General features: G+C 72.2%; 16 protein-coding genes. 5 read left to right on the top strand and 11 right to left on the bottom strand.

What is annotated here, in order from left to right; genetic code table 11:
- Positions 1 to 308 precede the first annotated feature (308 nt).
- The 5 genes from MZC64_RS48780 to MZC64_RS23075 form a co-directional block, all read right to left on the bottom strand.
- Positions 309 to 3992 (bottom strand): FkbM family methyltransferase, encoded by a 3684-nt coding sequence (locus tag MZC64_RS48780; RefSeq protein WP_247759893.1) that lies wholly within the window; start codon positions 3990 to 3992, stop codon positions 309 to 311.
- Between the two features lie 62 nt (positions 3993 to 4054).
- A complete protein-coding gene (locus tag MZC64_RS23060; RefSeq protein WP_247759892.1) occupies positions 4055 to 5557 on the bottom strand; it encodes an amidase in 1503 nt (500 codons plus the stop codon).
- A 41-nt stretch (positions 5558 to 5598) separates the two neighbouring features.
- On the bottom strand, positions 5599 to 6942 hold the full coding sequence (gene glnA / locus MZC64_RS23065; RefSeq protein WP_247759891.1) for a type I glutamate--ammonia ligase: 1344 nt from the start codon (positions 6940 to 6942) through the stop codon (positions 5599 to 5601).
- Positions 6943 to 6997: 55 nt separating this feature from the next.
- Positions 6998 to 8542: an alpha/beta hydrolase gene (locus tag MZC64_RS23070; RefSeq protein ID WP_247759890.1), complete on the bottom strand. Its 1545-nt coding sequence runs from the start codon at positions 8540 to 8542 to the stop codon at positions 6998 to 7000.
- A gap of 52 nt (positions 8543 to 8594) precedes the next feature.
- Entirely contained in the window at positions 8595 to 10184 is a 1590-nt protein-coding gene (locus MZC64_RS23075; protein WP_247759889.1) for an alpha/beta hydrolase, read from the bottom strand.
- A gap of 104 nt (positions 10185 to 10288) precedes the next feature.
- On the opposite strand from MZC64_RS23075, the gene MZC64_RS23080 reads away from it, so the two are divergent.
- The gene (locus MZC64_RS23080; RefSeq protein WP_247759888.1) at positions 10289 to 12010 is read left to right on the top strand and encodes an NAD+ synthase; all 1722 of its coding nucleotides are present in this window, start codon (positions 10289 to 10291) and stop codon (positions 12008 to 12010) included.
- On the opposite strand, the gene MZC64_RS23085 is transcribed toward MZC64_RS23080, so the two are convergent.
- Positions 12007 to 12903, bottom strand: a complete 897-nt coding sequence (locus MZC64_RS23085) for a TIGR03620 family F420-dependent LLM class oxidoreductase (RefSeq protein WP_247759887.1) — start codon at positions 12901 to 12903, stop codon at positions 12007 to 12009. The genes MZC64_RS23080 and MZC64_RS23085 overlap by 4 nt on opposite strands.
- An 86-nt stretch (positions 12904 to 12989) precedes the next feature.
- On the opposite strand from MZC64_RS23085, the gene MZC64_RS23090 reads away from it, so the two are divergent.
- Positions 12990 to 13538: a TetR/AcrR family transcriptional regulator gene (locus MZC64_RS23090; RefSeq protein WP_247759886.1), complete on the top strand. Its 549-nt coding sequence runs from the start codon at positions 12990 to 12992 to the stop codon at positions 13536 to 13538.
- Here the strand turns inward: MZC64_RS23090 and MZC64_RS23095 are convergent.
- Positions 13519 to 13932, bottom strand: coding sequence for a DUF4383 domain-containing protein (locus tag MZC64_RS23095; protein WP_247759885.1), 414 nt, complete (start codon positions 13930 to 13932; stop codon positions 13519 to 13521). The genes MZC64_RS23090 and MZC64_RS23095 overlap by 20 nt on opposite strands.
- A gap of 95 nt (positions 13933 to 14027) precedes the next feature.
- A complete protein-coding gene (gene lysX / locus MZC64_RS23100; protein ID WP_247759884.1) occupies positions 14028 to 17414 on the bottom strand; it encodes a bifunctional lysylphosphatidylglycerol synthetase/lysine--tRNA ligase LysX in 3387 nt (1128 codons plus the stop codon).
- 63 nt (positions 17415 to 17477) lie between these two features.
- Here lysX and MZC64_RS23105 point away from each other — a divergent pair, with 63 nt between their 5' ends.
- Complete coding sequence (locus tag MZC64_RS23105; RefSeq protein ID WP_247759883.1) at positions 17478 to 18350, top strand: alpha/beta fold hydrolase; 873 nt, start codon at positions 17478 to 17480, stop codon at positions 18348 to 18350.
- Positions 18351 to 18476: 126 nt separating this feature from the next.
- Positions 18477 to 19346, top strand: coding sequence for a 3-methyl-2-oxobutanoate hydroxymethyltransferase (gene panB, locus MZC64_RS23110; protein ID WP_247759882.1), 870 nt, complete (start codon positions 18477 to 18479; stop codon positions 19344 to 19346).
- Between the two features lie 54 nt (positions 19347 to 19400).
- On the opposite strand, the gene MZC64_RS23115 is transcribed toward panB, so the two are convergent.
- Positions 19401 to 20387, bottom strand: coding sequence for a glutathione S-transferase family protein (locus MZC64_RS23115; protein ID WP_247759881.1), 987 nt, complete (start codon positions 20385 to 20387; stop codon positions 19401 to 19403).
- A 68-nt stretch (positions 20388 to 20455) separates the two neighbouring features.
- On the opposite strand from MZC64_RS23115, the gene pip reads away from it, so the two are divergent.
- Positions 20456 to 21418: a prolyl aminopeptidase gene (gene pip / locus MZC64_RS23120; protein WP_308301059.1), complete on the top strand. Its 963-nt coding sequence runs from the start codon at positions 20456 to 20458 to the stop codon at positions 21416 to 21418.
- Here pip and MZC64_RS23125 read toward each other — a convergent pair.
- Together MZC64_RS23125 and npdG are read right to left on the bottom strand one after the other, a co-directional pair.
- Positions 21408 to 22154 carry a helical backbone metal receptor gene (locus MZC64_RS23125; protein WP_247759880.1) on the bottom strand — a complete coding sequence of 249 codons (747 nt, stop codon included), beginning with the start codon at positions 22152 to 22154 and terminating at the stop codon, positions 21408 to 21410. The genes pip and MZC64_RS23125 overlap by 11 nt on opposite strands.
- Positions 22155 to 22826, bottom strand: coding sequence for an NADPH-dependent F420 reductase (npdG, locus tag MZC64_RS23130; RefSeq protein WP_247759879.1), 672 nt, complete (start codon positions 22824 to 22826; stop codon positions 22155 to 22157).
- Positions 22827 to 22876 lie beyond the last annotated feature (50 nt).

Raw genomic sequence — 22876 nt, forward strand, 5'->3', positions numbered from 1 at the left:
TTTCAAATATATAAGCTCTACTGGCTTACATCGGCACACTGTTGAGTTCTCAAAGAACACACGCACACCGCACAACCACCAGCCGCAGAGGCCGACAGTTGTTCCGGGGCTTGATTGTCCTGGAAGCTTTTCGGTCACCCACTCTACCACCCTGCGGGTGGGAGCTTGGTTCGTGATCCTACCAGCGGACCGCCACCCGATTTCCCGGGGCCGTTCCGCGCTGGCAGAGAGAAAGTTACGCAGGGCTGGCGCAGAAGTCAAATCGCCTGGCCAGGGGCTTGACGGACGATCAAACCCCCGGTCCGCGATCAGCTCCGGCGGTCCTTGGGACGCAACCAGAGGTGCAGCGCGCTGCCTAGACCCGATCGGGCGTCGGCCAACTGGACGATCTCGGCTGGTTCTCGTGACTCATCGGAGCCAACGGGGACCAACTCGTACCCCCAGACGCGGAATTCCTGCAGTACCGCGATCGGATCGGCACCCTGTTCGGTGATGGCCCGGGGCGCGAACGAACACACCACGTGTGGCCGGTCCCGGCGCAACAGGCGGACCAGACCGCCCAGCGCGCGGTGGCTGAAGCCGGCCGCGTCCACCATGACCACGGACAACCTGAGCTGGCTGATCTCGGGCAACGCCTCGATCGCCTTGTCCAGCCGGACCGCCTGCACGCGTTCGACCTCGGCGTCCGCCTCGGCCTCGTAGACGGAGATCCCGCCGGAGAGCGCCGGCCGCACGCCGAGCGTGGTCACGGTGTCCCAGGCGGCCACGTCCAGCACGGCCAGCCGGTCCGCGATCGGGCCTGGCAGGTTCAGCTCGGCGTTGCGGTGCAGCAGCTCCCGCGCGGTGGCACTGGGTTCGACCGCGACCACCGCGCCACTGGCGCCGAGCCTGCTCAGCACCCGGATCGAGTGGTAGCCGATGTAGGCGCCGACGTCGACGAACACCCCGTCCGGCTCCAGCAGCGAGTCGATCAGGGCGCACACCTCGGGCTGCCACACCCCGTTGCTGGAGAGCAGCGGCAGCATCAGCGCGTCCTCGCTGGGCAGGCGCATCAGCCCGGCCTCGGTGAGCACCACCGAGGACTGCGGCGCGTGCTCGGGTTCGACCGTGGTGCGCTGGTGTTCACGCAGCACCACCCGGCGCAGCGAGTCCGCGGTGCTCCTGGCCTCCTCCGCGGCGCGGATGCCGGCGCCGAGCCTGCTGTCCCGTTCGCGCAGCGAGCCGGCCATCCGGGACTCGAGGTCGTCGATCCGGTCCAGGGTGCGGTCCAGCGCGATGGTCAGCCGGTCGATCCGGTCGGCCAGCTCGGCCACCTGCTTGTCCCTGGTGCTGGACTGGCTGGTGACCGCCTCCTCGATGGTGCGCATGCGGCGGCCCTGCGCGGCCAGGTCGGCCCTGGCCCGGACCACGCCGTCGTCCACGCCGACGAGCTGGTCGTCCAGCTGGGCCTGCCGGTCGGTCAGCTCGGCGACCTCGGCGGTCAGGTCCTGGCCGCCCAGGTCGCCGGACTCGATCTCGTGCTGGCGGCGGGCCAGTTCGCTCGCGGTGCGCTCGACCCCGTCGACGACCGCGTTGAGCACCTCGCGCAGGTGGTTGTCGTAGTGGCTGAGCACCCGCAACACGGCTTTGCGCAGCTGCGGGGCCATCGGCATCCGGCTTTCCACGCCGGGATCGGCGCGGCGCAGCAGCGCGTGCTTGGCGGACTGGAGTGGGCGCAGCGGATCCTCGCCGTGGCCGTGCCTGGCCGCGGCGCGGCGGGTGCGCCAGGCGCGGAATGCCTGCTCCACGCGTTCCCGGACCTGTTCGCCGGCGATGGCCACGCCGCGGGTGCGCAGCAGGTACTCCCGGCTGGCCGCGCCGAGTTTGGCCGCGGTCTCCGGGTTGTCGGCGATCGCGCGCAGCAGCCGGACCGCGGACTGGGCGTCGGGTTCGCGGCCGCCGGGGTGGCAGGGCACCAGCATCGCGGCGTCGGAACCGAGCAGTTCGGCGATGGCGCCCGCTTCGGTGGCCAGGACCGGCAGGCCGCGGGCTGCGGCGGAGGCCAGCACCAGCGCGGTGCGGTCGCCGGGCACGCCCTCGGCGCGGTGCAGCGAGACCACGCAGTCGGCGGCGTCGAGCAGGGTGTCGCCGTGGCTTTCCTCGACCAGGATGATCCGCGGGTCGGCCGCGGTGGCCAGGCGGAGTCGCTCGGCGGCTTCCGGATGTTGCTGGGCACCGTTGACCAGCAGCAACAGGTGCACGTCGTGCCGGTCGGGGAAGGCGGCGAGGAAGGCCGCGACCAGGCCGAGCGCGTTGCCCTGGCGTTCGGCGGAGTGGTCGACGGTGGCGGCGAAGACCACGCCGTCGGCCAGTCCGACCCGGTCCCTGGCGATGGTGCGGGTGTCCGCGTCCACCGCGCCGCGGTCCACCACCGGCAGCGGCATGGTGCGCACCGGCGGCCAGCCGGTGCGTTGCAGCGCGTTGCGGCTGGAGTCGGAGGCGACCCACAGCTCACTGGCCGGGCCGGGCCGGGCACCGGGCTCGGGCAGCACGTTGATCACGTACCGGTCGGCGGGCGGGGTGGGCGCGCCGGCGCAGCGCAGCACCACCGGGTAGCTCGGTTCGTCGGCCGAGGGCAGGCCGGAGGCGCGCACCGCGGCGCGCAACAGCTCGGCCTCGGGTCCGGAACCGACCACGCTCACGCCGAGCTGGTCGATCAGGATCGGACCGCGCCCGGCGTCGGCGCGGGGCACCGCGCCGGGGTGCAGGCGGCCGGTGGCCACGCCGGCGCCGGCGCACCACTCGCGGAAGGCTGCGGCGTCGCCGTCGAAGGGGTCCGGGTAGCGCTCGCGGAGCGCGGTGTCCTCCCGCCACAGGGCCGCTGCCCAGCGGGAACCGCCGGCTGCGGCCTGGATCGGGTCGCCGGGCGCGCAGGCCCAGCGCAGGAATTCGGCGGCGGTGACGCCGAAGGCCGGCGGCGGCGCGGCGTCCGCGCCCTGGGCGGTCTGCCAGTCCCGGCGCAGCTGGGCGGGCAGCGGGATGCCGTCGCCGACCGCGCCGAAGCGGTAGGCCACCGGGTGCGCGGTGTGTCCGGCCCGGACCAGGTCGTTGCGGTAGCCGGCGCACAGTTCGGCCAGCGGCGGGTGTTCGGAGAGCAGGATCCGCGGGCGGTCGGCGAGTTCGGCGGAGAGCAGCCACGGGCGCTGCGGGTCGAACCCGGCGAAGTGCACGGTGCGCAGCGGGGTCTGGTCGACCAGCAGGGTGCCCGCCTCGTCGCGGCGGACCGCGCGCTGGCCGGCGTTCCAGGCGGACACGCCGATGCCGGGGTCGCGCAGCACGTGGTGGTCGACCAGGGCGGGCGCGCCGTCGAGGAAGGCGCCGGCGGCGTCGGGGGCCTCGCGGACCTGTTCGGCCCAGGTGTCCAGGAACTCCTCCGCGCCGGGGGTGACCGCGAGGAAACCGGGGTCGAAGGTGCCCGCGGCGAGCAGTTCGGCCGGGCCGGGGCGGCGGCCGTCCCTGGGCAGCGGCCGCAGCACGCGCGGGACCAGCACGACCGGCACCCGGGCGGCGGCGGTCAGCACCGCTTCGGCGACCGAGTCGAGCACAACCACGCTCGGGTCCAGGTAGAGCACCGGGCCGCCCTCGCCGATGAGGTGGGCGAGCAGCCGGGGCTGCAGCACCGCGCACAGCTCGCGCGCGGTGCACGCGGTGGCCAGGCGGTGCAGTTCCTCGGTGGACACGCCGATGTCGGCCGGGGTCAGCACCCCTGGCCCGGCGGCGTCCGGATCGGCGTCCACCACCAGTGCGATGAACTGGCCGTCCTGGTGGTTGCCGAGGAAGGAGGTGGTGAGCACGCGCACCGCGGGCAGCTGGGCCCTGGTGGCCACCGTGCAGGCCCGCAGCACCACCGAGGGGGCGGCCGCGGGCTCGGGCGTGACCGCCGGTTGCGGCGGGTCGGGCAGCTCGACACGCGGCACGGCCAACGGCTGGGCGGTGACGAAGGTTTCGGTCACATCGGCCAACCTAGCCGCCGCCGGGTCGTTCCCCGAGTCCGCGGAAACATCCTGTTGATCACTCAACGGGCGGCCCCAAGATCGTTGACGGCGAGCCGCGGCAGGAGTAGCGGGGCTCGGCGGACCGGGTTGACCTGCTCGAAAGCCGCGGCGATGGCGAGCACTCCGGCGTCCTGCCAGCGGCCGGCGAAGACGGACAGGCCGACCGGGAGGGGGCCGGCGAATCCTGCCGGAACTGACACGTTCGGGTAACCCGCGACGGCGGCCGGGGTGGAGGAGCTGAGCCGGTAGTCATCGCCTGCCGGGTAGTCGGTGCGCCAGGCCGGGGCATTGCTGGGTGCGATGAGCGCGTCGAGTTGTTGGGCGGCAAGGGTTTCGTCGATGGCGGCGCGGGCCAGCCTGCTGATCCGGGCACGCTGGGCCAGGTAGCCGGGGTCGGTGCGGCCCGGTGCGGTCAGGGCTTTCTCGAAGAGTTCCTGGCCGAACCGGTGTAACTCGATCGGGTCCGCGCGGTTGAACTCGACCAGGTCGGCGAGGGTGCGCGGGCCGCCGGGGAACGGCGGGCAGGCGGCCAGGTAGCGCTCCAGGTCGTGCCGGAATTCGGTGAGCAGGCAGGGGAACTCGCCGTCGGTGATCTCCCGCTGGTACGGCAGATCGACCTCGAGCACGGTGGCACCCGCGCCGCGCAGGACCGCCACGGCGGCCGAGATCACCTGGTCGGCGGCCGGGTCGACACCGGCCTGCCGCCACAGGCCGAGGCGGCGGCCGTCCAGTGCGACGGGTGCGGTGGACTCGGGCGGGATGGCGTGGGTGGCCGGGTCGGCGGGGTCTCGGCCGCGCAGCACGGCCAGGGTGAGGGCGACGTCGATCACATGCCGGGCCAGCGGGCCCGCGGTGTCCTGGTCGGCCGAGATCGGGATCACACCGGTGCGGCTGATCAGGCCGAGGGTGGGTTTGAGTCCGACCACGCCGGTGGCGCCCGCGGGGCAGACGATCGAGCCGTCGGTCTCGGTGCCGATGGCGACCTGGGCCAGCGAGGCGGCCACCGCGACCGCGGAGCCGGAGGAGGAACCGGCCGGGTTGTGGTCCAGCACATGGGGATTCGCGGTCTGCCCGCCCAGCCCGGACCAGCCGGAAGTGGAGCCGGTGGAGCGGAAGTTGGCCCACTCGGACAGGTTGGTCTTGCCCAGGATGATCGCGCCGGCGGCCTTGAGCGCGCGGACCAGCACGGCGTCGGCGGGCTGGTGGCAGCGCAGCGCGCGGGAGCCCGCGGTGGTGGTGCCTGCACCGATGTTGTCCTTGAGCAGCACCGGGATGCCGTCCAGCGGACCGAGCCGGTGACCGGTGCGGTGGCGTTCGTCGCTGGCGTGCGCCGCGGTCAGCGCGGCGGGTTCGGTGCGGATGACCGCGCGCAGCAGCGGGTCCAGGGTGTGGATCCGGTGCAGATAGGCGGTGGTCAGCTCGGTCGGGGTGAACTCCCCGGTGGCCATCCGGGACTGGAGTCCGGGGATGGTGGCCGCGTCCAGCTCACCCGCGAGGGTGGTGACCATCCGGAGGCGGCGCATGCCTCCACCTCATCCTCCGGATGGTCCAGCGGTCAAGGGGTCTACAGCATGGGCAGATAAGTGCGCAGCTCATACGGGGTGACCTGGCGGCGGTAGGCGTCCCACTCGGCGCGCTTGTTGCGCAGGAAGTAGTCGAAGACGCCCTCGCCCAGGGTTTCCGCGAGCAGTTCGGAGTTCTCCATCGCGGTCAGCGCCTCGGTGAGGTTCTGCGGCAGGCTGTCATAGCCGGCGGCGCGGCGCTCGGACTCGGTGAGCGACCACACGTCGTCCTCGGTGGGCGGGGCCAGTTCGTAGCCCTCGCGCACGCCCTTGAGCCCGGCGGCCAAGACCACCGCGTAGGCCAGGTACGGGTTGCAGGCCGAGTCGATGCTGCGGATCTCCACCCGGCGCGAGGATGCCTTGCCAGGGGAGTACATCGGCACCCGGACCAGCGCGGACCGGTTGGCGTGGCCCCAGCAGACCGCGGTCGGGGCCTCGCCGCCGACGATGAGCCGCTTGTAGGAGTTGACCCACTGGTTGGTGACCGCGCTGATCTCGCGGGCGTGCTTGAGCAGGCCGGCCACGAACGCCTTGCCGGTGCCGGACAGCTCGTAGGGGTCCTCGCTGTCGTAGAAGGCGTTGCGGTCGCCCTCGAACAGGCTTACGTGGGTGTGCATGCCCGAACCGGGCTGGTCGGAGAAGGGTTTGGGCATGAAGGAGGCGCGCACGCCGTCCTTGATCGCCACCTCCTTCACCACGTACCGGAAGGTCATCACGTTGTCGGCCATGGTCAGCGCGTCGGCGTAGCGCAGGTCGATCTCCTGCTGGCCGGGCGCGCCCTCGTGGTGGCTGAACTCCACCGAGATGCCCATGGCCTCCAGGGCCTCGATGGCGTGCCGGCGGAAGTGCGGGGCGGTGTCATGGCTGGCCTGGTCGAAGTAGCCGCCGTTGTCCGCGGGCTCGGGTTCGGTGCCGTCGTTGGTGAGCTTGCTGAGCAGGAAGAACTCGATCTCGGGGTGCACGTAGCAGGTGAACCCGGCCTCGCTGGCCTTGGACAGGGTGCGGCGCAGCACGTGCCGGGGGTCCGACCAGCAGGGCGAGCCGTCGGGCATGGTGATGTCGCAGAACATGCGCGCGGAGTAGAGCTGGCCGTCCGCGGTCTCCCAGGGCAGCACCTGGAAGGTGGCCGGGTCGGGTTTGGCGACCATGTCGGACTCATAGACCCTGGCGAAGCCCTCGATCGCCGAGCCGTCGAAGCCGATGCCTTCGGCGAAGGCGCCCTCCAACTCGGCCGGGGCGACGGCTACCGACTTGAGGAAGCCGAGCACGTCGGTGAACCACAGCCGGACGAACCGGATGTCGCGTTCCTCCAGCGTGCGCAGCACGAATTCCTGCTGGCGATCCATGGCGTAACCCTAAATGCTCGGCTGTGGGACTTGGGTCGATGTTGTGGCGTGCCGCTCAACCCGGACAGCGGGTGTTGTCCGCTGGCGGCGTTGAGTCGAGCAGGTACCTGGTGACCGGGTCGTCCACGCACTTGTTCCCGCGCAGCAGGAACGCGCCGTGCTGGGTGGCTTCCACGGTGACCAGGTGCGCGTTGAGTGCCTTGGCCAGCTCGATGCCGGCCTGGTGCGGGGTGGCCGGGTCGCCGGTGGTGGAGATGACCACGGTGCGCGGCAGGCCGTCGGCCTTGGGCTGGTGCGGCTTGCCGGTGGGCGGGACCGGCCAGTGCGCGCACACGTCCAGCGCGGCCACCGGCGGTTCCGGGTCGGGTTTGCCGCCGCGGATCTCACGCAGTTTCTCGGCGATCTTGCGGGTGTTCGCCTCGACCTGGGCGCGGTCGGTGATCGGCGGGGTGTCCACGCAGTTCACCGCGGTGAGCAGGTCGGTGTCCCCGGCGTAGCTGCCGTCCTCGGCGCGGCCCAGGTAGCCATCGGCGAAGGCCAGCACGAGTTCGCCCTGACCCGCTTGCAGGGCGAGCAGGGCCAGGTTGAGGGTGGGCCACTGCTCCTGGGTGTAGAGCGCGGCGGTCAGCGCGATGCCGACGTCGTTGGCCGAGAGCTTGCGGGCGCCGACCTTGAGCGGAGTCTTCTTCAGCGGGTCGGTGAGCTTGTCCAGGTTGTCCTCGGCCAGCTCCGGTTTGCGGCCCAGCGCGCAGGCGGCCTGCTTGGCGCAGTCCTTGGCGAAGGCGGCGAAGGCCTTGGCGAAGCCCTCCTCCTGGGCGAGCTGGGCTGCGGAGAGATCCTGGTTCGGGTCGACCGCGCCGTCCAGGACCATCGCGCGGACCTTGTCCGGGTGGTTCTCGGCGTAGGCCGTGCCGATCCGGGTGCCGTAGGAGTAGCCGACGTAGCTGAGTTTGGCGTCACCGAGGGCGGCGCGCAGCAGGTCCAGGTCCTTGGCGACCTCGCGGGTGCCGAGCACGGCGAGCACGTCCTTGCCGGTGCGTTCGGCGCACTTGTCCGCGACCTGCTTGGCCTCGGCCTCGGTCCGGGCGACCGCGTCCGGCGCGGCCGGGTCGATGTGGATCAGGCGCTGGGCGTCGCGTTCGGCCGGGTCCAGGCAGCGGACCTTGGGTTCGGAGGCGCCGACCCCGCGCGGGTCGAAGCCGATCAGGTCGAAGCGCTTGCGCAGCTCGACCATCTTGGGGCCCTCGACGGCGAGGTGACTCATGCCGGACTGGCCGGGTCCGCCCGGGTTGAACACCAGCGAGCCGATCCGGCCTGCCTGCTCGGTGGCGGCCACCCGGAGCACGCCCAGGGAGATCGTCTTCTCCCCCGGTTTGGCGTGGTCCAGCGGCACGGTGAGCTTGGCGCACTCCAGGCCCTGACCGGCGAAAGCCTCCTGCTGCTGGCTGGAGGCGGCCAGCGGCGGGCACGGGCCCCAGCTCAGTTTCTGGGCGTACAGCTTGTCCAGCGCCGGATCCGTCCTGGGTGGTTCCGGGGCGCTCGGCGTGCACGCGGCCAGCAGCAGGAGCGCGGCGAGCAGGCCGGTGGCTTTCAGGGTCACGGCGTCACTCTGCCCGGTGCCCTCGGCGACCGCCCGCCGGGGCTGCCCAAGTTCAGCCGATGCAGCGGGTGTCCGGGGCGGGCAGGGCCAGTTCGGTCAGGTAGGCGGTGCCCGCGGTGTCCACGCACTGGTTGCCCTGGGCGAAGACGGTGTGCTGGGTGCCGACGAAACTCAGCAGCGCGCCGTTCAACGCCTGGGCCAGTTCGACCCCGGCCTGATACGGCGTTGCCGGGTCGCCGGTGGTGGAGATGACCAGGACCTTGGGCAGGCCGTCGACCTTGGGCAGGTGCGGCCGGCTGGTCACCGGGACCGGCCAGAACGCGCAGGCGTCCCGAGCCGGGCTGGGCGGGTTGCCGTCGTCGAGGAAGGGCGCGGCGGCGCGGTAGCGACGGTCCAGCTCGCGGCGCTGGTCCGGGTCGGTGGTGCGCGGGTCGTCCACGCAGCGGATCGCGGTGAACACGTCGTTGAGGTTGCTGTACTTCCCGTCCTCGCCGCGGCCGTAGTAGGTGTCGGCCAGGCGCATCAGGGTCTCGCCCTTGCCCTGTTTCAGCTCGGTCAGCCCGGTGCGCAGCGGCTCCCACAGCTGCTGGCTGTACATCGCCTGGATCACCGCAGTGGTGGCGTCGGAGTAGGACAATTTGCGGCCGCCTGCCGCCTCGGCCGGGGTGCTGGTCAGCGGTTTCATCAGGGCCCGGAACGCGGGGACCGCGCCCTCGGCGGTGCGCCCGAGCGGGCATGCCTGCTGCTGGCGGCAGTCCTTGGCGAAGGTGTCGAATGCCTTCTGGAAGCCCGCGCCCTGGGCCACGAGTTCGGCAGCCGGGTCCTGGTCCGGGTCGAGCGCGCCGTCCAGGATCATCGCCCGCACATTGCCGGGGAACGCTTCGGCGTAGGCGGTGCCGATCCGGGTGCCGTAGGAGTAGCCGAGGTAGTTGAGCTTGGGTTCGCCCAGCGCCGAGCGCAGCACGTCGACGTCCTTGACCACGTCCCTGGTGCCCACGGTGGCCAGCAGTGCCTCGCCGACCCGCTGCTGACACCGGGTGGCCAGTTCCTTCTCCTCGGCCTCGGTCTGGGTGATCCCGGCGGGCGAGGTGTCCAGGTCGAGGTCCAGGCGTTCGGCGTCGCGTTCGGCGTCGGTGCGGCAGCGCACCTGGGGTTCGCTGGCGCCGACCCCGCGCGGGTCGAAGCCGACCAGGTCGAACCGGCGGCTGATCTCCAGCCGCTGTCCTGGCGCGGTGGGGCTGGCGCCGAGCTGGGCGGCGGCGCTCATCCCGGACCCGCCGGGGCCGCCGGGGTTGAGCACCAGCGCGCCGATCCGGCGGGCCGGTTCGGTGGCCGGACGGCGCAGCAGGCCGAGGCTGATGGTCGGCCCGTCCGGCTTGGCGTAGTCCAGTGGGACGGTCAGCCGCGCGCACTGGGCGTCCCGGCGGGCGAAGGCCAGTGCCTGGTCCTCACCGCGCACGTAACCCTCGCAGCGGCCCCAGCCGAGGCGCTGGCCGTAGAAGTTCTCCAGACCTGGCGGCACGGCGCCCGCCGGTCCTCGTTGCTCCACCTGGACGGCTTCGGCTGGGCCACCTGCGATGGGGTTCACGCAGGCAGTGGTGAGCAGCAGCACGGCCAGGGCGGGTGTCAGGAGCCGGTTCACCTGTTCGATACTGCCAGGCGAAAACTGTCCTGCCTCGGATTCAAGGTCGATCCTGGCAAGCAGATCTCCGTCCATCACTGGAGTCGTTGGGAGAGAATAGCCAGATGACGCAGTTGCGCATCGCCCTGGCACAGGTCAACGCCTGCGTCGGCGACCTGGTCGGAAACGCGAAGATGGTCGTGGAGTGGACGAGCAAGGCCGTGCAGGCCGGCGCCCACCTGGTGGCCTTCCCCGAGATGGTGCTCACCGGCTACCCGGTGGAGGACCTGGCCCTGCGCGAGTCCTTCGCCGCCGCCTCCAGGGCGGCCGTGGACGAGCTGGCCGAGCGACTGGCCGCGGCGGGCTGCGGCGACGCGCTCGTGGTGGTCGGCTACCTGGACCGGGACGAGGCGGGTCCGCGCAACGCGGCCGCGCTGATCCAGGACGGCAGGGTCGTCGCCCGGTGCGCCAAGCACCACCTGCCCAACTACGGCGTCTTCGACGAGTTCCGGTACTTCGTGCCCGGCCGGACGCTGCCGATCGTGCGCCTGCACGGGGTGGACGTCGGCGTGGTCATCTGCGAGGACATCTGGCAGGACGGCGGGCCGGTGGCCGCCTACGGGCAGGCCGGGGTGGACCTGGTCGTCTGCGTCAACGGCTCGCCGTATGAGCGCGACAAGGACGACGCGCGCGGGCCGCTGGTGGCCCGGCGGGCCGCGGAGGCCGGCGCGCCGATGGCCTATGTGAACCTGGTCGGCGGTCAGGACGAGCTGGTCTTCGACGGCGATTCGCTGGTGGTCAGCGCCGAGGGCGAGATCCTCACCAGGGCGCCGCAGTTCGTCGAGCACCTCACCGTGCTGGACCTGGACCTGACCTCGGGCGGGCACACCGGGACCGGCGACATCGGCGGGTTCGAGGTCAGCCGGACCGTGCTCAGCGAGCGCCCGCTGCCCGCGTACGAGGCCCAGCCCGCTCCCCCGGTGGCCGAACCGCTCAGCGAAGAGGCCGAGGTGTGGCACGCGCTGGTCACCGGGCTGCGCGACTACGTCACCAAGAACAAGTTCCGCTCGGTGGTGTTCGGCTTCTCCGGCGGCATCGACTCCGCGGTGGTGGCCGCGCTGGCCGCGGACGCGCTCGGCGCGGACGCGGTGCACGGCGTGTCCATGCCGAGCGACTATTCCTCGGAGCACTCCAAGTCCGACGCGGCCGAGCTGGCCAGGCGGCTGGGCACGCACTACGAGACCAGGGCGATCGGCGAGGTGGTCAAGGTCTTCGTGGAGCAGCTCGGGCTGACCGGGCTGGCTGAGGAGAACGTGCAGGCCCGTGCGCGCGGCGTGACGCTGATGGGGCTGTCCAACCAGCACGGGCACCTGGTGCTGGCCACCGGCAACAAGACCGAGCTGGCGGTGGGCTACTCCACCATCTACGGCGACGCGGTCGGCGGGTTCGCGCCGATCAAGGACGTGCCCAAGACGCTGGTCTGGCGGCTGGCCCGCTGGCGCAACGCCGAGGCGGACAAGCGCGGCGAGGTGCCGCCGATCCCGGAGAACTCGATCTCCAAGCCGCCCTCGGCCGAGCTGCGCCCTGACCAGAAGGACTCCGACAGCCTGCCGGACTACCCGCTGCTGGACGCGGTGCTGGACGAGTACGTCGAGGGTGACAAGGGCTTCACCGAGCTGCTCGCGGCCGGCTTCGACCAGGCCCTGGTGGAGCGGGTGCTGCAACTGGTGGACCGGGCCGAGTACAAGCGCCGCCAGTACCCGCCGGGCACCAAGATCACCTTCAAGGCGTTCGGGCGGGACCGGCGGCTGCCGATCACCAATCTCTGGCGCGAGCACCACAACTAAAGCAACACGGGGGCCAGCTCGCGGAGCTGGGCCAGGCCGAGTTCGGGCACGCCGAATTCGGTGGCGACGCTGATGCAGACGTGGTCCGCGCCCGCGGCGAACTGGGCGCGGACCCGCTCGGCGATCATCTCGGCGTCGCCGTGCGCGATCATCGCGTCGACCAGGCGGTCGCTGCCGCCGTGGGCCAGGTCGGCCTCGGTGACGCCGGTGAGTTCGGAGATCAGCCGCCAGCGCGAGGACGTGGTGTCGCCCATGGCCAGCCACGGCGCGAGCGAACTCCTGGCCAGCCGCCTGGCCTCGGCGGGGTCCTCGTGCAGGGTGATGTTCTGGTGCACCACCAGTTTCGCCTCCGGGCCGAGCCGTTCGCGCACGTAGGCGGTGTGCTCGACCGGCATGAAGTACGGGTGCGCGCCCCAGGCCCGCTCGGCGGCCAGTTCCACCATCTTCGGGCCGAGCGCGGCCAGCAGCCGGGGTGCGCGCGGCCCCGCGGGTCCGGTCAGCGGGGCGGCGTCCATCGCGTCCAGGTACTCGCGCATGGCCCGCACCGGCGGCTGCCAGGTGTGGCCGCGTTCCTCCATGTAGGCCCGGTTGCTCACGCCGAGACCGAGCGCGAACCGGCCTGGATATGCCTCGGCGAGCGCGCGTTCGGCCTGGGCCAGGGTGGCCGGGTGGTGCCGGTAGATGATCGCCACGCCGGGTGCGATCACCATCCGCTCGGTGGCGCCGAGCAGCAGCGCGGCCTGGCTGACCGCGTCCCGGCCGTCCATCTCGCCGAACCACAGCGCGCCGTAGCCCAGCTGCTCGATCTCCTGGGCCGCCGCCCGGACCTCCGGCCACGGACTCGCCTCGAACGCCCAGGTCCACACGCCGACCCGCCCCAGTTCCACGCTCATACCCGCCTCCACTTGCCAACCAGAATAAGATGAGGCCCCCTCCGGATAAGTTACGGAGGCAGCCTCCGATTAGCCAGGGGTGCACTGTGCGCGCGGATGCCCGGCGAAACTACGAGCGGCTGCTGGCCGTGGCTGACGAGCTGTTCCGGCGGGATGGCACCGATGCCTCCCTGGAGGAGGTGGCCCGCCGTGCCGAGGTCGGCATCGGCACCCTGTACCGGCATTTCCCGACCAGGGACGCGCTACTGGAGGCGTTGCTGCGGGAGCAGTTCGCGGAGCTGCGGGCCGCGGCCGAACGGCTGGCGCGGGTGCCGCCGCGACAGGCCCTGGACGAGTTCCTGCTGCTGTTCACCGCGCGGATCTCGCTCTACCGCGGGCTGCCCGCCGCACTGGTGGCGATGCTGCGGGCGCCGGACACCGCGCTGCACGAGGCGTGTCACGCGATGAACCAGGCCGGTGAGCGGCTGGTCGAGCAGTTGCAGCGGGCCGGGGTGGTGCGGGAGGACGTGCCGGCCAAGGACGTGCTCGCGCTGACCGCCTCGGTGGCCTGGCTAGGTGAGCAGACCGGCGATGAACAGCAGCGGGAACGGCTGCTGCGGGTGGTGACCGACGGGTTCAACGCCCGCAATAGCTAGCCACCGACAGCGGCCCGTACCGGCCCGGCTTGGCCGGTGGCGTGCGGACCGCGGTGGCCAGGCCGAGCACCAGCAACAGCATCGCGGTGCTCAGGTGCAGGATGTTGTCCGCGGTGGTGGCCAGGAACGGCCCGCTGCCGGTCAGCGCCAGTCCCAGGGTGCCCGCGACCCCGGCCAGCGCCCCGGCCAGCAGCTGCGCGCCGGTGCCGCAGCGACCGCCCGCGGTGCCGCCGACCAGCAGGATCGCGCCCAGCGCCAGATGTAGCCAGCTGTGCGCGAGATCGGCGGTGAACACACCGAGCAGGGTGTTGCCCGGCGCGTTCAGCCCGAGCACACCCACCATGAGATAGCCGCCGCCCAGGATGGCGGTCGGCAGCCGGGTGGAGACAACCATGGGGTGGATCCTGCTCCGGAACGCCGTTCCCGGCTGCGAAACGGCGCACACTCGCCGGTTGCGGTCCGATTAACGCCGCCGGGGGCGGCCCGGTGTCACCGTCTGCGGCCCAGCGGGCGGGCGAACGGGAACAGCACGGTCTGCCGGATGGACGCGCCCGAGAGCATCATCAGCAGCCGGTCCACGCCGATGCCCAGGCCGCCGGTGGGCGGCATGCCGTACTCCAGCGCGCGCAGGAAGTCCTCGTCCAGCTCCATCGCCTCGACATCGCCGCTGGCCGCGCGCAGCGACTGGGCTTCCAGGCGGTCGCGTTGCTCGACCGGGTCGGTCAGCTCGGAGTAGGCGGTGCCGATCTCACTGCCGAAGGCGACCAGGTCCCAGCGTTCGGCCAGCCGAGGGTCCGCCCGGTGCCTGCGGGTCAGCGGCGAGCCCTCGGCCGGGAAGTCGCGATAGAACACCGGGGCGCCGGTGCGGGCCTCCACCAGGTGGTCGTAGAGGTGCTGGATGAGCTGGGCGTGCCCGGCGTCATCGGCCACGGTCAGCCCGGCACGCTGGTTGTGCGCGCGCAGTTCGGCCCGGCTGCTGTCCGGGGTGACCTCCTCGCCGAGCGCGGTGGAGATCGCCTGGTAACAGCCGATCACCGGCCACTCCCCGGAGAGGTCGTGCTCGACGAGCTTGCCCGCGCGGTCGCGGTGCCGGGCGATCGGCGCGCCGTAGGCGGCGGTGGCGGCGCGCTGCACCAGTTCCCTGGTCAGCCGCAGCATGGTGTCGTAGTCGGCGTAGGCCTGGTACGCCTCCAGCATGGTGAACTCGGGGTTGTGCGTGCCGTCCGCGCCCTCGTTGCGGAAGTTGCGGTTCAGCTCGAAGACCCGGTCCACCCCGGCCACGCACAGCCGTTTGAGGTACAGCTCGGGCGCGATCCGCAGGTACATCCGCATGTCGTAGGCGTTGATGTGGGTGACGAACGGGCGCGCGTTGGCCCCGCCGTGCACCGCCTGCAGCATCGGGGTCTCGACTTCCAGGTAGTCCCGGTCGTGCAGGAAGTCCCGGACCGAGCGGACCACCGTGCTGCGCAACCGCAGCATCTGCCCGGCGTCCGGGTTGACCGCCAGGTCCAGGTAGCGCTGCCGGACCTTGGCCTCCGGGTCGGACAGGCCCTTACGCCGGTCCGGCAACGGGTGCAGGCACTTGGCGGTCATCTCCCACTCGGTGGCCAGCACGGACAGCTCGCCGCGGCGGGTGGTGACCACCTGGCCGATCACGCCGACCTGGTCGCCGATGTCCACGGCCAGTTTCCAGTCGTCCAGCAGCGCCTTGCCCAGCGCGTCCACCGCGAGCATCACCTGGAGTTCGCCGGTGAGGTCACGCAGCACCGCGAAGCAGAGCTGGCCCAGTTCGCGTTTGGCCACCACCCGCCCGGCGATGCGCACTTCCACGCCGGTGTGGCTGTCCGGGGCCAGTCCGCCGTGCGCGGCCCGGATCTCGCCGAGGGTGTGTTCGCGGTCGAAGTTCACCGGGTACGGGTCGATGCCCAGTTCCCGCAACCGGTCCAGCTTGCGGCGGCGCACCCGGACCTGCTCGGGCAGTCGCGCGGCCGGGGCGCGCACGGTGCGGGCGCGTTCCTCGATCTGGGCGACCTGGCGGACGAACTCCGCGGCCACCTCGCCGGTGCGCAGGTCGCGGGCGGAGTTGCGGCGCAGGGTGCGGGTGGCCGGCAGGAAGCCCTCGGCGACCCCGGCCACGATGCTGACCCTGGGCAGTTTCCGGGAGCCGGGGAAGCACAGGTACCGCGGTTCCCAGCGCGGGCCGTACTTGGCGTTGGCCCGGTAGAGCGATTCCAGCTGGAAGACCCGGGAAAACAGGCTCAGCACCCGTTTCCACAGCCGCAGCACCGGTCCGGCGCCCAGTTGCGCGCCCTCCTCGAACACCGCCCGGAACATCGCGAAGTTCAGCGAGATGCGTTGCACGCCAAGGCGTCCGCTGGCCGCGGCCAGTTCGGAGACGAGGAACTCGTTGAGCCCGTTCTCGGCCTGCCGGTCCCGCCGCATCAGGTCGAGGGACAGGCCGGTGCGGCCCCAGGGCACGAAGGAGAGCAGGCCGCGCAGCTTGCCGCCGGCGTCGTAGGCCTCGACCATCACGCAGCGCCCGTCGCTGGCGTCATCGAGGCGGCCCAGCGCCATGGAGAATCCGCGTTCGCTGCCCTCGCCGCGCCACTCCTGGGCCAGGTCGACCAGTTTGCCCAGCTCGTGCGGTGGGATCTCGCCGTGGCGGCGGATCCGCGCGGTGTACCCGGCGCGTTCCAGCCTGCTCACCGCCTGCCGCACCGCACGCCGGTGCCTGCCGGTGAGGCTGAAGTCGCGGACCTCCAGGATCGCCTCGTCGCCGATCTCCAGCACCTTCAGCCCGGCCGCGGCGTAGGCGTGCGCGCCGTGCTCGGAGGCGCCCAGCACCCCGGGCACCCAGCCGTAGCGGCGGGCCTCGGCCAGCCAGGCGTGGATGGCCTGCGGCCAGTAGTCCGGATCGCCGAGTGGATCACCGCTGGCCAGGCTGGTGCCGCCGAGCACCCGGTAGGTGACCGCGGCCTGCGCGTTCGGCGCGAACAGCACGCTCTTGTCCCGGCGGGTGGCGAAGTAGCCGAGTGAGTCGCGTTCGCCGTGCTCGGCCAGCAGCTCACGCAGCCGCAGCTCCTCGGCCGGGGACATCAGCCGCTGGGTGCGCACGCCGCGGAAGAACACCGCCAGCGCGTACCCCAGCACCACCGCGCTGAGCAGGCTGAGCGTGACGCTGAGCGAGCCGGGCCCGTCCACCACGCCGAGCTGCCGGGCGGGCGGGATCTCACCGGTGACCTGGTTGAGCACCCACAGCAGCCGGTCGGTCGGTTCGAAGGCGGAGTCCGGGTACAGGTGGGTCAGGCCCCAGCCGATCCAGACCACCACGACCATGCCGGAGCCGAGCACGGCCATCGCCCGCCGCCAGGCCCCGATGGCCAGCCGGGCCGGGAAGGCGGGCACGAGCAGCAGCAGGAACAGCGAGATGGCCACCGTGGTCAGCGGCCGCCACCAGGCGTAGTCCAGGATCTCCTCGACCAGCTCCGGCTGCATCTCCATGGCCGCCGGGAACAGCCAGGCCAGCAGCAACGCGCTCAGCGAGATGGTCAGGTTGATCATCTGGAACAGCAGTAACGTCCACAGCGCGGCCCGTTTGCGCCTGCGCAGCGCGGCGCCGAGCACCGCGAGCACCAGGATGATCACCATGTTCGGCTCGACCGGCAGGCCGAGGGCGTTGAAGACCTCGCCGAAGAGCACCACCGGCGCGTTGTAGTCGTCCTCGGCGACATCGCCGTGCAGGTCGGTCACGGTGAACAGCAGCAGGCAGGACAGCACGGACAGCTGCACCACGGTGGCCACGATGCCGGCCGCCCGGCTCTGCCACCTCGGCAGGGCCGTCCGGATCGCCGCTTCGTCCGCAGTGTGCCGCCTCACGGTGCTCACCGTATTCGATCTGCCGATCCACCCGGTCCGCAGGCGATGCGGCAGGCTGGCGGGGTGCCCTCGCTGATCTCCTCGCCCGCCGGGCTGCTGCGGGTCGAGGTGGACGGTCCCGCCGCCGCCGAGGTGGTCGTGCTCTCCGCCGGACTCGGCGGCGGCTGGTTCGACTGGCCGGCGGTGGTCGCTCTGCTGGCCGCTGACCTGCGGGTGGTGCGCTTCGACCGGCCCGGCACCGGCGACAGCGGACCTGCATTGGCCCCACCAAGTCTGGCCCGCGAGGTGGCCGTGCTGGACGCGGTGCTCGACGCGGTGCACGCGCGGCGGGCGGTGCTGGTCGGGCACTCCATCGCCGGACTGCACGTGGAGGGCTACGCCCGGCTGCGCCCGGATCGGGTGACCGGGGCGGTGCTGCTGGACCCGAGCCCGGAGCCGCCGGGGGTGGGCAGGCCCTTCGACGGGGAGGCGGTCTTCGCCCAGACGCTGCTCGCGCTCGGGCGGGTGCCCGGGATGCGGCGGCTGGGCCGGGCGCTGGCGGGCTGGTCCGGTCCGGCCAGCCGCCGGTCCGTGCTGCGCACCGGCAGTCACACCCATCGCGAGGTGGCACCGCTGGCCGAGATCGAGGCGGTGTACCGGCGGCCGGAGGTGATCGGCGCGATCCTGGACGAGCTGGCCGCCTACCCGGACCTGGTCGCCGAACTGGAGGCGGTGCGCGCCGGGCACCCGCTGCCCGCGCTGCCCTGGCTGGTGCTCACCGCGGCCGGGGCCCTGGGCAGGCCCCGGCAGGCCCGGCGGATCCTGGCCGGACACGCCCGGCTGGCCCGGCTGGTCCCCGGTGGCAGGCACGAAGTGGTCCAGCGCTGCGGGCACATGATGCCGCTGGACCGGCCGGACACAGTGGCCGAGGCGGTGCGCCGGGTCAAGGGGGTGTGAAGCTGCTCCCACCGGCGTGCCGAGGTGTGCACCACGTGTCACGCTGGGCTGGCACTGCAATTTCCCAGCGAACCCGGGGACCCGCGTGAGGTCGGGCCTCGAGGGGCGAGGAGAGGACGGTCAACGATGACTGCTGTGTCCCATGGCGAAGGCCAGGCCCCCTACGGCACCGGAGCGGCCCCCGCGCCGGGTGGCCCGGCCAAGCGGGTCCGGGTGCACCACCTGCGTGAGCTGAAGGAACGCGGCGAGCCGTGGCCCATGCTCACCGCGTACGACACCTTCACCGCCGCGATCTTCGACCAGGCCGGGATCCCGGTGCTGCTGGTCGGCGATTCGGCCGCGAACACCGTCTACGGCTACCAGACCTCGCTGCCGGTCACAGTCGAGGAAATGCTGCCACTGGTCCGCGCGGTCACCCGCTCGGTGAAGAAGGCACTGGTGGTCGCCGACCTGCCGTTCGGCTCCTACCAGGTCTCCCCCGAACAGGCGCTGACCACCGCGGTCCGGTTCATGAAGGACGGCCAGGCGCACGCGGTGAAGCTGGAGGGCGGCCGCCGGTTCGCCGCGCACGTGGAAGCGATCACCAGCGCGGGCGTGCCGGTGATGGGCCACCTCGGTTTCACCCCGCAGAGCGAGCACAACCTGGGCGGCTACCGGGTGCAGGGCCGTGGCGACGCCGGGGACGAGATGGTCGCCGACGCGCTGGCGCTGCAGGAGGCCGGGGCGTTCGCGGTGGTGCTGGAGATGGTGCCTGCCGATGTGGCCAAGCGGATCACCTCCGAGCTGGCCATCCCGACCGTGGGCATCGGCGCCGGTCCGGACTGCGACGCGCAGGTGCTGGTGTGGCAGGACATGGCCGGGCTCAACCAGGGCAAGGCGCCGCGCTTCGTCAAGCGGTACGCGGATGTCGGCGGCGTGATCGCGGGCGCGGCGAACGAGTTCGCGGCCGAGGTACGGGGTCGGCAGTTCCCGGCGCCGGAGCACGTTTTCCACTGAACGCACACACGAACGGCGGCCGCTCCCCGGTGGGGACGGCCGCCGTTTGTCGTCTCAGACGTGGGACGCGGGCGCGGTGCCGTTGCCGAAAGGCCTGCCGCCCAAGGCTTCCCGGCCGTGCGGCTCGTACCAGTGGGTCAGATCCGGGCCCAGGGGCACGATCCGGGTCGGGTTGATGTTGTCGTGCGTGACGTAGTAGTGCCGCTTGATGTGGTCCCAGTCCACCGTGTCGCCGAAACCCGGTGTGGTGTACAGGTCGCGGGCGTAGGCCCACAGCACCGGCAGCTCGGCCAGCTTGTGCCGGTTGGTCTTGAAGTGGCCGTGGTAGACCGCGTCGAAGCGGACCAGGGTGGTGAACAGCCGGATGTCGGCTTCGGTGATGGTGTCCCCGACCAGGTAGCGGCGGGTGGACAGGCGTTCGGTGAGCTGGTCGAGGCGGGCGAACAGCGCGGTGAACGCCTCTTCGTAGGCGAGCTGGGTGGTGGCGAAGCCGCAGCGGTACACGCCGTTGTTGACGTCGTGGAAGATGCCCTCGCTGACCTCGTCGATCTCCGCACGCAGCTCGGCCGGGTACAGCTCGGGCGCGCCCGGCCGGTGCAGCGCGTGCCATTCGGTGTTGAGGTCCACGGTGATGTTCGGGTAGTCGTTGGTGACCACCTCGCCGGTCTGGATGTCCACAATGGACGGAACGGTGACCCGGCCTTCGAACTCCGGGTCGGTGCGGTGGTAGGCCTGGGCCAGGTAGTCGATGCCCAGCACCGGATCCCGGCCGTCCGGATCGAGGGTGAACCGCCAGCCGCGCTCGTCCCGGATCGGGTCGACCACCGCCAGGGAGAGCGCGTCCTCCAGGCCGAGCAGCCTGCGCACGATCACCGCCCGGTGCGCCCACGGGCAGGCCAGTGACACCACCAGCCGGTAGCGGCCGCGTTCGGCCGGGAATCCCGAGGAGCCGTCGGCGGTGATCCGCCGGGTGAACCGGTTGGCCTGCCGCACCCACTCGCCGCGGGCGGAGGTCTCCTTGCCGAACTGCGCACCAGCCATGCGCCCGAATCTACGGTCTGGGGGACGATGATGGCCTTCATCCCATCAGGTAGACACGATTAGGAGCGGTGCGCGTGCGGACCTTCTACCCGGAGATCGAGCCCTACGACAGCGGCTGGCTGGAGGTCGGCGACGGCCAGCGGATCTACTGGGAGACCAGCGGAAACCCCGACGGCAAGCCCGCGGTGTTCCTGCACGGCGGCCCCGGCGGCGGCACCTCGGCCGACCAGCGCCGGGTGTTCGACCCGGCCGCCTACCGGATCGTGCTGTTCGACCAGCGCGGCTGCGGCCAGAGCACCCCGCACGCCGGCGATCCGGCCACCGACCTGTCGGTGAACACCACCTGGCACCTGGTCGCCGACATGGAGCGGCTGCGCGAGCACCTGGCCATCGACGCCTGGCAGGTCTTCGGCGGCTCCTGGGGCAGCACCCTCGCCCTGGCCTACGCCCAGACCCACCCGGACCGGGTCACCGAACTGGTGCTGCGCGGCATCTTCACCTTGCGCCGCAACGAGTTGGAGTTCTACTACCAGGGCGGCGCGGGCTTCCTCTTCCCGGCGGAATGGCAGACCGTGCTGGACCAGCTCACCGAGCCGGAACGCGCGGACGTGCTGCACGCCTACCACCGCCGCCTGGCCGACCCGGACCCCGCGGTGTGGCAGCCCGCGGCCATCGCCTGGAGCACCTGGGAGGGCGCCACCAGCAGGCTGCACCAGGACCCGGACAAGATCGCGCACTACGCGGAGCCGACCTTCGCCGCCGCCTTCGCCCGGATCGAGACGCACTACTTCGTCAACGGCGGCTTCTACGCCGACGGCCAGCTCATCCGGGACGCGGACAAGCTCGCCGGCATCCCGACCGTGCTGGTGCAGGGCCGCTACGACGTGGTGACCCCGCTGGTGACGGCCTGGGAACTGCACCGCGCGCTGCCCGGTTCGGAGCTGATCATTGTGCCGGACGCGGGCCACGCCTTCAACGAACCCGGCACCCTGCACCACCTGATCGAGGCGACGGACCGGTTCAGGCGCTGAACGCCGCCGCCAGCTCGGCCCTGGCCGGCACCAGCGAGGGCCCGTACCAGGTGAGCAGGCGGCCGGAGAGCAGTACGCAGCGGCGGCCCGGGAAGACCTCCGGGCCGTCGGTGGCGGTGAACTCGTACGGCTCGTCCGGCAGCACCACCAGGTCCGCGCCGCAGCCGAGCAGTTCGGCCAGCGGCGGACGCGGGTAGCGGTCGGGGTGATCGGCGTAGACGTTGCCGAAACCCAGGCGGCGCAACACGTCTCCGGCGAAGGTGGCGCGGCCGAGCACCACCCACGGGCGGCGCCAGACCGGGACCAGCACGGTGCCGCGCTGCTCGGGCAGGTCCGTCCACAGCTCGCGGGCCTGTCGCAGCCAGCCGGGATCGGCGGTGAAGACCTCGCGGAAGAAGCGGTCCAGGGAGTCCAGGGCGGCCGGGACGGTGGCGGGGGCCGCGGTCACCCAGACCGGGATGCCGGCGGCGCGCAGCTGGGCGACGTCCTCCGGCCGGTTCTCCTCGGCGTTGGCCAGCACCAGATCCGGTTGGGCGGCAAGGACATCAGGCACCCGAGGGTACTTGGAGCCGCCGATCCGCGGCAGGTCCAGCGGCGGGTGGGTGCAGTAGTCGGTGACCCCGGCGAGCACGCCCGGCACGGTGGCCGCCACCGCCTCGGTGAGCGAGGGGACCAGCGAGACGACCCGCCTCGGCACAGCACCGAGGCGGACCGGTTCGCCGAGGTCATCGCGCATTCAGACGCCGGTGATCCGGACGCCCGCGTGCGTCTTGTGCCGCCGGTTGACCGCGATCAGGTTGGCGGTCAGCGCCTCCACCTGGCCGGCGTTGCGCAGCCTGCCGCCGAAGATCCCGCGCATGCCGGGGATGGTGTCGGCCAGCGCGCGCACCAGGTCGGTGGCCTCGCGGTCATCGCCGAGCACCAGCACGTCGGTGTCCACAGTGGACACTTCGGGGTCGGCCAGCAGCACCGCGGAGACGTGGTGGAAGGCGGCGGTGACCCGGGAGTCCGGGAGCAGCCCCTCGGCCTGCTGGGCGGCGCTGCCCTCGGCCACCGCCAGCGCGAACGGGCCCTGCTTGTCGAAGCCGAGCGGGTTCACACAGTCGATGACGATCTTCCCGGCGAGCTGCTCGCGCAGCGCGGTCAGGGTCGGCTCGTGCGCCTCCCAGGGCACCGCGACCAGGACCAGGTCGGCGGCGGTGGCGCAGGCGGCGTTGTCCGCGCCGGAGACCGCGCCCCCGCTCAGCTCGGCCAGTTCGGCGGCGGCGGACTCGGCGCGGGCGGCGTCGCGGGACCCGATGACGACCTTCAGCCCGGCCCGCGCCCAGCGGTAGGCCAGGCCCTTGCCCTGTGGGCCGGTGCCGCCGAGCACCCCGACCGTCAACCCGCGCACGTCCTGCTCGCTCACTTCGCCTCCAACGACTCCGGTGGAACTATCCCCGCACCCTACGCAACCGT

Source organism: Crossiella sp. S99.2 (assembly GCF_023094165.1).
Lineage (GTDB): Bacteria > Actinomycetota > Actinomycetes > Mycobacteriales > Pseudonocardiaceae > Crossiella.

Excerpts from the sequence above, each read along its gene's own strand:
- MZC64_RS23060 (WP_247759892.1), bottom strand. The coding sequence starts at position 5,557 with ATGCGCCGCCTCCGGATGGTCACCACCCTCGCGGGTGAGCTGGACGCG.
- glnA (WP_247759891.1), bottom strand. The coding sequence starts at position 6,942 with ATGGATCGCCAGCAGGAATTCGTGCTGCGCACGCTGGAGGAACGCGAC.
- MZC64_RS23080 (WP_247759888.1), top strand. The coding sequence starts at position 10,289 with ATGACGCAGTTGCGCATCGCCCTGGCACAGGTCAACGCCTGCGTCGGC.
- MZC64_RS23085 (WP_247759887.1), bottom strand. The coding sequence starts at position 12,903 with ATGAGCGTGGAACTGGGGCGGGTCGGCGTGTGGACCTGGGCGTTCGAG.
- MZC64_RS23095 (WP_247759885.1), bottom strand. The coding sequence starts at position 13,932 with ATGGTTGTCTCCACCCGGCTGCCGACCGCCATCCTGGGCGGCGGCTAT.
- panB (WP_247759882.1), top strand. The coding sequence starts at position 18,477 with ATGACTGCTGTGTCCCATGGCGAAGGCCAGGCCCCCTACGGCACCGGA.
- MZC64_RS23115 (WP_247759881.1), bottom strand. The coding sequence starts at position 20,387 with ATGGCTGGTGCGCAGTTCGGCAAGGAGACCTCCGCCCGCGGCGAGTGG.
- MZC64_RS23125 (WP_247759880.1), bottom strand. The coding sequence starts at position 22,154 with ATGCGCGATGACCTCGGCGAACCGGTCCGCCTCGGTGCTGTGCCGAGG.